At 71.6% G+C, this 9,230-nt stretch carries 10 protein-coding genes; 7 read left to right on the top strand and 3 right to left on the bottom strand.

Going from position 1 to position 9,230, the window contains the following annotated elements:
- The 6 genes from IM632_RS11920 to trmB form a co-directional block, all read left to right on the top strand.
- On the top strand, positions 1-942 hold a 942-nt coding region (locus IM632_RS11920; RefSeq protein ID WP_296552382.1), incomplete at its 5' end, for a PhoH family protein.
- Positions 939-1,430, top strand: coding sequence for an rRNA maturation RNase YbeY (gene ybeY, locus IM632_RS11915; RefSeq protein WP_296481689.1), 492 nt, complete (start codon positions 939-941; stop codon positions 1,428-1,430). The genes IM632_RS11920 and ybeY, both read left to right, overlap by 4 nt.
- Positions 1,417-2,301 (top strand): hemolysin family protein, encoded by an 885-nt coding sequence (locus IM632_RS11910; RefSeq protein WP_296481691.1) that lies wholly within the window; start codon positions 1,417-1,419, stop codon positions 2,299-2,301. Before ybeY ends, IM632_RS11910 begins: the two co-directional genes overlap by 14 nt.
- 3 nt (positions 2,302-2,304) lie before the next feature.
- Entirely contained in the window at positions 2,305-3,927 is a 1,623-nt protein-coding gene (lnt, locus tag IM632_RS11905; protein ID WP_296481695.1) for an apolipoprotein N-acyltransferase, read from the top strand.
- Entirely contained in the window at positions 3,924-5,144 is a 1,221-nt protein-coding gene (gene metK / locus IM632_RS11900; RefSeq protein ID WP_296481697.1) for a methionine adenosyltransferase, read from the top strand. The genes lnt and metK overlap by 4 nt, the downstream gene beginning before the upstream one ends.
- Before the next feature lie 8 nt (positions 5,145-5,152).
- On the top strand, positions 5,153-5,833 hold the full coding sequence (gene trmB / locus IM632_RS11895; RefSeq protein ID WP_296481699.1) for a tRNA (guanosine(46)-N7)-methyltransferase TrmB: 681 nt from the start codon (positions 5,153-5,155) through the stop codon (positions 5,831-5,833).
- Between the two features lie 15 nt (positions 5,834-5,848).
- Here trmB and IM632_RS11890 read toward each other — a convergent pair whose 3' ends face one another.
- The 3 genes from IM632_RS11890 to rlmN are packed head-to-tail and all read right to left on the bottom strand — an operon-like array spanning position 5,849 to position 8,355.
- A complete protein-coding gene (locus IM632_RS11890) occupies positions 5,849-6,682 on the bottom strand; it encodes a serine protease (RefSeq protein ID WP_293512701.1) in 834 nt (277 codons plus the stop codon).
- A 9-nt stretch (positions 6,683-6,691) separates the two neighbouring features.
- Entirely contained in the window at positions 6,692-7,120 is a 429-nt protein-coding gene (locus IM632_RS11885) for a DUF350 domain-containing protein (protein WP_296481700.1), read from the bottom strand.
- Between the two features lie 26 nt (positions 7,121-7,146).
- Complete coding sequence (gene rlmN, locus IM632_RS11880) at positions 7,147-8,355, bottom strand: 23S rRNA (adenine(2503)-C(2))-methyltransferase RlmN (protein WP_296481703.1); 1,209 nt, start codon at positions 8,353-8,355, stop codon at positions 7,147-7,149.
- 153 nt (positions 8,356-8,508) lie between these two features.
- Here rlmN and IM632_RS11875 point away from each other — a divergent pair.
- Positions 8,509-9,230, top strand: a 722-nt coding sequence (locus IM632_RS11875; protein WP_296552380.1) for an NADPH:quinone oxidoreductase family protein, incomplete at its 3' end; no start/stop codon positions are given.

Here is a 9,230-nt window from a genome sequence, read left to right as displayed (position 1 = left end):
GCGGAGTTCGTCACCCTGTCCGAGGCCGCGTCCCGCGCCGTGGCCGGGCCCTCCAGCCGGCACGCCGCCCTCATCGAAGACGCCTTCGACGTCCTGCTCGAGACGCCGGGCGGCGGCATCTCCCTGACCGGCGACGTCCGCGGCCGCGCCTCCGCCAAGAAGGTGGTCGAGGCCCTGGCTCTTCGCGCCGAGCGGGGCCTGGAAGTGGCCGAGGCCGACGTCCGGGTCGCCATCGGCCAGGCGCGGACCGGGCGCGGATCTCCACCCGGCGCCCTGCCGTCGGGCCGGCGGGGGCCGGTCTCACCTCGCACCCCGGCCCAGGCCCGCTATCTCGACACCCTGGCCAGGTGCGACCTGGTCTTCGGCCTCGGTCCGGCCGGTACGGGCAAGACCTTCCTCGCCGTGGCGGCGGGGGTCGGCGCCCTGCTGCGCGGGGATGTCGACCGGCTGATCGTCTCGCGCCCGGCCGTGGAGGCTGGCGAGCGCCTCGGCTTCCTGCCCGGCGACCTCACCGAGAAGGTCGATCCCTACATGGCGCCGGTCTGGGAGGCCCTGACCGACATTCTCGGCGCCGAACAGTTCCGCCGGCGTCGCGAGAAGGGCGAGATCGAGCTGGCGCCCATCGCCTTCATGCGCGGCCGGACCCTGTCCCACGCCTTCGTCATTGTCGACGAGGCCCAGAACTGCTCGCGCATGCAGATGCGCATGGTCCTGACGCGCCTGGGCGAGGGGGCCAGGATGGTGGTCACCGGCGATCCCAGCCAGATCGACCTGCCCCAACCCCGGGACTCCGGCCTGGCCCACGCCGTCGCCCTCCTGGAGGGCGAGAAGGGAATCGGGGTGGCCCGCTTCGGGCCCGAGGACGTGGTGCGTCATCCCCTGGTCGAACGGATCGTCCGGGCCTACGAGGCCGAGGGTCGCCCGCGCGGCTCAGCGTCATGACATCCAGGGACGAGGCCGGCGACATCGAGGTGCTGGTGGAGGGGGGCGAGTGGGGCCGCATCCCGCCGGATGCGCCGGCCCTCGCCCTCAGGGCCGCCAGGGCCGCCCTGGCGGCGGCGAACGCTCCTGGCGGCCTTGCCATCCTGCTGGCCGACGACGCCCGACTCGCAGCTCTCAATTCCGCCTTCCGGGCCAAGGCCGGCCCGACCAACGTGCTGTCCTTCCCGGCCCCGGCCAACCCGGAGGGCTGGCTGGGCGACGTGGCCCTCGCCTTCGAGACCTGCCGCCGGGAGGCCGAGGCTCAGGGCAAGCGGCTGGAGCATCACCTGCAACATCTCGTGGCGCACGGCGTGCTCCATCTAGTAGGCTACGATCATGAGACCGACGCCGAGGCATCGGTGATGGAAGGTCTCGAAGCAGAGATACTGGCGGGTCTGGGGGCGCCTGACCCCTATGCCGCCGAAAGAGGAGATCATGGTCAGTCGTGATGCGCCCGCCCCGGAGGGGCGACAGGGAAGGGGTCTCGGAGGCCGGTTCTTCCGGCTTTTCGGGGCCCGCCGTCCGGATCCTGCGGTCACCGCGGCCGAGGCGCTTACGGAATCCGCCGGCGGCCGGCTGGTCGACCAGGCCCAGGCCTTCCAGACCCTCAGGGTCGATGACGTCATGACGCCACGGGCCGATATTGTCGCGGTGGAGGTCGATACCTCCTTCGACGAGGTGGTCGCACGCTTCCTCGAGGCCGAGCACTCCCGCATGCCCATCTACCGGGAGACCCTCGATGATCCCCTGGGGGTGGTGCACGTCAAGGACGTCTTCAAGCAGATGGCCACCGGCGCCCGACCCAAGGCCCGCCGTGGCGGGGCGGCGGACTCCGGCCTGATGCGCCTCAAGCGCGACGCCCTCTACGTGCCGGCCTCCATGCGGGCCGCTGACCTGCTTCTGCGGATGCAGGCTACCCGGACGCACATGGCCCTAGTCATTGACGAGTTCGGCGGTACGGACGGCCTGGTCACCCTGGAGGACCTCGTGGAGGCCGTGGTCGGCGAGATCGACGACGAGCATGACGAGGCCCAGGCGGCGGGGGTGCAGGAGCGTCCGGACGGCGTCTTCGAGGCCGACGCCCGCGCGCCCCTCGAGGAGCTCGAGGCGGCCCTCGGACGCGACCTGGCGCCTGCGGACCTCGACGAAGAGATCGATACGGTAGGCGGGCTGGTCTCGGCGATCGCCGGCCGCCTGCCCCGCCGCGGGGAGGTGATCGCCTACCCCGAGGGGTATGAAATTCAGGTCCTCGACGCTGACCCCCGAAGGATCAAGCGGGTGCGAATCCGCCCGGCGCCGCTGCCTCCGGCGGTGGGCTGAACCTTGCCGCCGCGCGCCTCCGCGGCCGCCAGTCTCGCTGCTCTGGCGGGGGGCGTCCTCGCCGCCCTGGCCTTCCCGCCCTTCGGCTTCCTTCCAGGTCTCGCCGGGTTCGCCCTGGTCCTCTGGGCCCTGGACTGGCCCAGTGCGCAACCGTTGCGCGCCGCCGCCGCGCGGGGCGCCCTGGCGGGCGTCGGCTATTTCTCAGTCTCGGTGGTCTGGGTCATCGAGCCCTTCCTCGTTGACGAGCGCACCCACGGGTGGATGGCGCCCTTCGCCCTGGTCCTGATGGCCGGCGGTCTTTCGCTGTTCTGGGCCGCCGCCGCCGCCCTCTGGCGCCGGATCGGGGTCCGGGGTCTGCCGGGTCTCCTGGCCTTCGCCGCCTGCCTGTCGGGGACGGAATGGCTGCGGGGGCATGTCCTGACCGGCTTTCCCTGGAACCTGCCCGGAGAAGCCTGGCCGGCGGGATCGCCCCTGTCACAGGGCGCCGCCCTCGTGGGCGCCTACGGCCTGACCTGGGTGACCCTCGTCCTCTGCGCCTCGCCCGTCTGGATCCTTGAGACCGGAACCCCCCGCCGCCGGTTCGCCCGGGCGGTCGCCGTCGCGGGCGCCTTCCTGTCCCTGCACGCCTGGGGGGCGGCCCGCATCGCGGAAACGCCACAGACCCCGAAGGGTCCCGTCATCCGGATCGTCCAGGCGGATATCGACCAGAAGACCAAGTGGCGGCCCGAGAACCTGCCCGGAATCTTCCAGACCTACCTCGAACTCAGCGCGCGGCCCTCCGCCGTTCGCCCCGACCTTGTGGTCTGGCCTGAGGGGGCGCTTCCGGCCGTCATCAACGACCTCCTGGCTCCAGGCTCACCCTGGCGGGCGGCCCTGGCCCGGACCCTGGCGCCGGGACAGCTCCTGGCCATGGGGGCCAACCGCGCGGACATGGACGCCCGGCAGGTCGTGACCTATCACAACAGCCTGATCCTGCTGCAGGGGCGGGGCGAGGACCTGGCCCTCGCGGGGGTCTACGACAAGCACCGCCTCGTACCCTTCGGCGAGTTCATGCCCCTCGGCGACCTCGCCGGCCGGATCGGCCTGCGAAGCCTGGTCCACATGCCCGAGGATTTCACCGCCGGTCCGCCGCCCCGGCCCCTCAGCGCCTCGGGTCTTCCCGCCTTCCAGCCGATGATCTGCTACGAGGCCCTGTTCCCGGGCTTTACTCGCGCGGCCGCCCGCCGGGCCGGCCAGCGTCCGGACTGGATCCTGAACGTGTCCAACGACGCCTGGTTCGGCCGCGCCTCGGGTCCCTGGCAGCACCTCAACATGGCCCGCTACCGCGCCATCGAGGAAGGCCTGCCCATCGTGCGCTCGACCCCCACAGGGGTCTCGGCGGTGATCGATTCCAGCGGCCGGACTGTCGGGCCGGTCCTTGGCCTGGGCGCCTCCGGCGTCATTGACCTGCCCCTGCCCCCGCCGCGGCCGCCTACCCCTTACAGCCGGTGGGGCGACCTGTCCTTTCTGGTCCTGCTCCTCCTGTCCGCCGCCGGCCTTGCAGGACATAAAGAAATCTTTATAGGTCTCGCCAAGCGCCGGCCTCTGCGCAGGGCGCGCCGTGATCCTGACGGAGCCGTCCCGTGACCCGCCCCTCCTACCTCTTCACCAGCGAAAGCGTTTCCGAAGGCCATCCGGACAAGGTCGCCGACCGCATCTCCGACACCGTGGTGGACGCCTTCATCAGCGCCGATCCCGAGGCCCGCGTGGCCTGCGAGACCCTGGTCACCACCAACCGGATCATCCTGGCCGGAGAGGTCCGCGCCTCCCGTCCCGGCGCCGACAAGGCCGAGAACAAGGCCTTCACCCGCGAAGTGATCTCCTCGCTGGAGCCTCGGGTGCGGGCCGCGGTCAAGGACATCGGCTACGAACAGAAGGGCTTCCACTGGCAGAAGGCGAAGTACGCCTGTCACCTGCATGGCCAGTCCGGCGACATCGCCCAGGGCGTCGACGCCACCAACACCAAGGACGAAGGCGCCGGCGACCAGGGGATCATGTTCGGCTACGCCTGCGACGAGACCCCCGCCCTGATGCCGGCGACCCTGCAGTATTCCCACGAGATCCTGCGCCGGCTGGCCGCCGCCCGGCACTCGGGCGAGATGCCCTTCCTGGAGCCCGACGCCAAGAGCCAGGTCACCCTGGCCTATGAGAACGGCCGGCCCGTGGCGGTGACCCAGCTGGTCATCTCCACCCAGCACGCCAAGCGCATCGGCCTGCGGATGGCGACGCCGGCGCGGATCAAGGAGGCCATCCGGCCCCTGGTGGAGAGCGTCTTCCCGGACGGCCTCCTGAGCCGCAAGACCGTCTGGCACGTCAATCCCACCGGCCGCTTCGTGCAGGGCGGCCCGGACGGCGACGCCGGCCTGACGGGCCGGAAGATCATCGTCGACACCTATGGCGGGGCCGCGCCCCACGGCGGCGGCGCCTTCTCGGGCAAGGACCCCACCAAGGTCGACCGTTCCGCCGCCTACGCCTGCCGCTACCTGGCCAAGAACGTGGTCGCCGCCGGCCTGTCGCGCCGCTGCACCATCCAGATCAGCTACGCCATCGGCGTCTCGTCTCCGCTGAGCTTCTACGTGGACCTCCACGGTGAGGGCGAGATTGACCCGGCCAAGCTGGAAAAGGTCCTGCCCGAGCTGGTCGGCGGCGCCACCCCGGCCGCCATCCGCCGGCACCTGGGCCTCAACCGCCCGATCTATGCCCGCACCGCGGCCTACGGTCACTTCGGCCGCGAGCCCGACTCCGACGGCGGCTTCTCCTGGGAGCGCACGGACCTGGTGGACGCCCTCAAGGGCCTGGCCTGACGCCGGGCGTGGAGACTCCGCCGCCCCTGCGGTCCTTCGGCCGCATCCGCTCGCGGACCCTGAAGCCTCGGCAGGCCTCCCTCATGGAAACCCTGCTTCCGTCTCTGCGCCCGCCCGCGGAAGGTCCGATTGATCCCCTGCGCCTGGCGCCCGGCGCCCGCGACGCCTGGCTGGAGATCGGCTTCGGCGGTGGAGAGCACATGGCCGCCCAGGCCGCGGCCCATCCGGACATCGTCATCCTGGGGGCCGAGCCCTTCCTTAACGGCGTCGCCAGCGCCCTGCGGCATGTCGAGGAGATGGGTCTGCGCAATGTCCGCATTCACGACGGCGACGCCCGGGACCTGATGGCCCGTCTTCCAGACGCCGGACTAGACCGGATCTTCGTCCTCTTTCCGGATCCCTGGCAGAAGGCGCGGCACCACAAGCGCCGTCTCGTCAGCCCGGCCTTCGCCGCCGAGGCGGCGCGACTCCTGCGCCCGGGCGGGCGGCTGCGCCTGGCCACCGACTGGGCCGACTACGCCGACCAGATGCTGAGGGTCCTCCTGGCGGAACCCCGGTTCGAATGGTCCGCCCAGCGCGCCGCCGACTGGCGGGAGGCCCCGGCCGACCATGTCGTCACCCGTTACGAGGCCAAGCGCCTGGGGGACTGCGCGCCTATCTGGCTGGACGTCTTCCGGAGACCGGACTGATCCCGGCGCGGCGCCTCAGGCCGTATCGAGACAGATGACCCGGGCCACCCGCAGGTCGCGTCGCAGGCTGTCGGAGACGATCCCGTAATTGGTGGTGGTCACAGACTCGCCCACCGCCCCCGGCTGGGGCCGCTCGTTGGCCGACTTCAGGGCCCGGATCAGGGTCTCCGGCGAGGTGGTGTAGATCCGGCCCCGCCGGGGCGATTCCGCGACGGTCACGCCGATCACCCGACCAGCGTCGTCCAGAGCGGGCGCCCCCGACAGGCCTGCGAGGCTGCCCCGCAGCTGGTCCGTCCGTCCCGTCTCGGCCCAGACCAGAACGGACTCCGTACGTTCCCCATGCCCCCGGATGACCATGTTCTCGCGGCCTATCAGACGCGAGGTGGCCTCGCCCGGCTTTCCCTGGGGAAAGCCGGGGTGGTAGGCCCTCTCTCCCCGACGAAGGGTCCGGCCCACAGCCACGGGCAGGGGGGCGGCGCCGCCCTCCGTGGTCAGGACCGCCACCTCGCCATGCGGGTCGATCCGCACCTCGGCGGCCACGCCCTGGCCGTCGGCCACCACCACGGCCGCACGCTTGCAACCGTCCACCACGTGACGGGCGGTGATCCAGACCCCCCGCTCGTCGATGGAGAAGGCGGTGCCGGACCCGGGCTCAGGGGTGGCTGGCGCCTCGACGATCACCGAGGGATCGAAGGGCGAGGCCGGGCCCAGCGGCAGGCCCTCTCCCGCCGCGGGCGGCGGCGGGGGCGGCGGAGCGTCGGACCGCTCCCGCCGGGCGATCGCCACGACGACAACGGCCACGATAATGGCGACATAGACCAGCCAGTCGCTGAGCCGCGGAAAGTGCACGTCCGCCCCCTACCCCGCGACGGCGGCGGCCAGCACAACGGCCGAGGCGATCTTGGCGCCGGCCAGGAGGGAGGCCGCCGATATCTCGCCGTGCTGGATGCGCTCCGGCAGACCCTTCAGAAGAAGATCGACCAGCCGGAAGACCAGGAGCTGCACCACGATGGTCGGGGCGCCCCACATGATGATCTCGAGGAGGGAGGCCGAGGCGGTCATGGCGGCGGCCAGCGGCAGGGCGAGTCCGACCAGGACCCCGCTGAAGGAGATCGCCGCCGCCGAATTGCCCTCCCGGATCAGCGCGATCTCGCGATGCGGGGTGAGGGTGGCGTAGAGGGCGGCGCCCGCCACCAGAATGGCCAGGGTCGCAGCCGCATGCAGGAGGGCGAGGGGAAAGCCCGCCGCAAAGGCCAGAATTTCAGGGGAGGCGATGGCGTTGGGCATGGGGGTTCCGTTCAGTCGCTGTCCCGTCAGGGCTCGTTTCCGGGGGCGGTCGCCGCGTCAGGGGTCGTCTGGAGGCCGGCGGCGCGCTCCCGCGCCCGGCGGACCGAGGCGCGTTCCTTCTCGCTCTCGCTCTTCAGCTGGCCGCAGGCGGCGAGGATGTCGCGCCCCCGGGGGGTGCGGATCGGCGAAGCGTAGCCGGCCCGGTTGAGGATGGCGGCGAAGGCCTCGATGGCGCCCCAGTCCGAGCAGGCGTAGGGGCTGCCCGGCCAGGGGTTGAAGGGGATCAGGTTGATCTTGGCGGGCACGCCGGCCAGCAGCCGGACGAGGGCGCGGGCTTCGGTCGGACTGTCGTTGACGCCCTTCAGCATGACGTACTCGAAGGTCACCCGACGCGCATTGCCGAGCTCGGGATAGGCGCGGATCCCCGCCATCAGCTCGGCGATGGGATACTTGCGGTTGATGGGCACCAGCTCGTCGCGCAGGGGATCGTTCGTGGCGTGCAGGGAGATGGCCAGCATGGCCTGGGTCCGCTCGCCCAGGGCCTTCAGCTCCGGGACGATTCCGGAGGTCGAGACGGTGATCCGCCGCCGGGAGATGGCGATCCCCTCGTTGTCGGCGATGATGTCGATAGCGTCGGCGACGCTGTCCAGGTTGTAGAGCGGCTCGCCCATGCCCATGAAGACGATGTTGGAGAGCCGACGGTCCTCCTTGGGCGAAGGCCATTCGCCGAGCTCGTCCCGGGCCACCTGGACCTGGGCGACGATCTCGGCGGCCGTCAGGTTGCGCACCAGGGGCTGAGTGCCCGTGTGGCAGAAGGTGCAGTTCAGCGTGCAGCCCACCTGGCTGGAGACGCACAGGGCGCCGGAGCGGCCGACATCCGGGATGTAGACGGTCTCGACCTCCACGCCCGGGGCCATGCGGATCAGCCACTTGCGCGTGCCGTCCACCGAGACCTGGCGCTCGACCACTTCGGGGCGGGACAGGTCGAAGGCGCCGGCCAGGGCGGCCCGCAGCTCCTTGGCCACGTCCGTCATACGGTCGAAGTCGGTGACCCCGTAGTGGTGCATCCAGCGCCAGAGCTGGGAGGCGCGCATCTTCGCCTTCTCCGGCGGCACGAGCCCGGCCTCGGTCAGCGCAGCCGCCAGGGCCGGCCGGGTCAGGCCCGTCAGGTTCGGGCGCCGCGCCGGGGAGGCGGCGGCGTCGCGGGACCGGGAAAGGTCAAGAGTGGTGGTCACGGAAGCCTCGGCGCCAGGAGGGCGGAATATAGGCGAGGCCGGGACGCCCGCCAAATCCGCTGATTCTTTGCCCCCGACGGCTTCCGTGCGCCGGGCGGCTGGGCTAGCGTGCGCGGCCAATCGCCACGCGCGCCAAGAATGGGGGAGAGAGACATGAAAGCGGTCCTGAGCAAGGTTGTCGGCGGCCCCGACACCCTGGTGATCGAGGACATCCCGGCCCCCGAGCTGCGGCCCGGCTGGGCCCGGGTCAAGGTCAAGGCCGTGGGCATCAACTTCCCTGACGTCCTGATCATCGAGGACAAGTACCAGTCCAGGCCGCCGCGCCCCTTCGCGCCGGGCGGCGAGGTCTCGGGCGTCGTCACCGAGATCGCCGAGGGCGTCACCGAGGTGAAGGTCGGCGACCGGGTCCTGGCCCAGATCGGCCACGGCGGCCTGGTCGAGGAGATCGTCGCCCCTGCCGGCCGGCTGACGCCGATCCCGGACTCCATGCCCTATGACGAAGCCGCCGCCTTCATCCTGACCTACGGCACCTCCTATCACGCCCTGAAGGACCGGGGTCAGCTCAAGGCCGGCGAGACCATGCTGGTCCTCGGCGCCGCCGGCGGCGTGGGCCTGGCGGCCGTCGAGCTGGGCAAGGCCATGGGCGCCCGGGTCATCGCCGCCTGCTCCAGCCAGGAGAAGGTCGACCTCGCCATCCGCCACGGCGCGGAGTCGGGCGTGGTCTACGGCCGCGGCCCCTTCGACCGCGACGGCCAGAAGCAGCTGGCGGCCCTGTTCAAGGAGGCCTGCGGCGAAAAGGGCGCGGACGTCATCTATGACGCCATCGGCGGCGACTACGCCGAGCCGGCCCTGCGCTCCATCGCCTGGGAAGGCCG

It is taken from the genome of Phenylobacterium sp. (assembly GCF_020402505.1).
In the GTDB taxonomy this organism is placed as follows: domain Bacteria; phylum Pseudomonadota; class Alphaproteobacteria; order Caulobacterales; family Caulobacteraceae; genus Phenylobacterium.
Note: the sequence above shows the minus strand (reverse complement) of the source record. Positions and strands in the feature narration are given on the sequence as shown.